Source organism: Methylobacterium sp. CCH5-D2 (assembly GCF_001556475.1).
Taxonomy (GTDB): Bacteria; Pseudomonadota; Alphaproteobacteria; order Rhizobiales; family Beijerinckiaceae; genus Methylobacterium; species Methylobacterium hispanicum.
Genome location: NZ_LSIX01000056.1, coordinates 1 through 968 on the forward strand (window position 1 = coordinate 1; position 968 = coordinate 968).

At 79.8% G+C, this 968-nt stretch carries 1 pseudogene; it reads left to right on the forward strand.

Features of this window, described 5'->3' with window-relative positions:
* Positions 1–968, forward strand: a pseudogene (locus AX737_RS33950) (hypothetical protein); the annotation flags it as partial.

Consider the following 968-nt stretch of genomic DNA (forward strand, 5'->3'; position numbering starts at 1 on the left):
GCCGACGCCTATGCGAGCGCTCCCGCGGCGGCCCCCGCCGCGCCCCAGCCCTCCGCCGTGCGCTTCACGCGCACCCCCGACGCGGTGCTGCAGGAGCGCCGCCAGCGCGCGCTGGAGGCCGAGCGCGCTGCGCTGGAGCGCGCTCGCGCCGAGGCGCAGGCCGCCCTCCAGGCCCAGGCGGACGCCCAGGCCGCGATCGAGCGGGCCGAGGCCGAGCGCCGCGCCGCCGAAGAGGAGGTCGCCCGGCAAGAGGCCGCCCGGCAAGAGGCGGCCCGGCAGGAGGCTGCCCGGCAGGAGGCCGAACGCGCCGCCGAGGCCGTGTCGGCCCGCATCGAGGCCGGCCCGCCCGTGCCGCTCTGGCGCCAGCCCTTCGTGGCCTCGGAGGGCGTGCGCTACTTCCGCACCCCCGACCGGCGCCCGGCCCGGCCGAGCGTCGAGCTGTCCCCCGAGACGCCAGCCCCGCAGGAGACGTACGGGCCGGTCGCGGCGACGAGCGCTCCCGAGGTCGAGGTTGCACATGAGGCCGCCCTTGAGGCCGCCCCCGGCGCCGTTTGCGCCGAGGCGGTGCCGGCCGCCCTCGCGGCGCCGGACCACGCCGCGGAGCATCCGGTCGCGGCGCCCGCGTGCGGCGACTTCTCGGACCTGCCCGACTGGTCGGGCATGCAGCCCTGGTTCGGCGCCGACGACGGCGTCTCGGCGAGCGAGGCCTGGGCCGCGCTCGACGCCGCCCCCTCCGTGGCGGCCGAGACCGCTTCCGATGCCGTCGGCGAGCCCGAGGCGGGCGCGGCCGCGCCCTACGTCGCGGTGCCGGTCGACATCTCGCACCTGCGCTCGCTGCCGCCCAAGCCCGTCTACGTGCTCGACCGGCTGGTGCGCTTCGACATGCCGCCGCGCCCGGCCGACCTGCAGGACAATGCCAGCGCCCGCGCCGCCGAGGAGCGCGCGGCCGCGGCTGCCGCGCGCTCCTC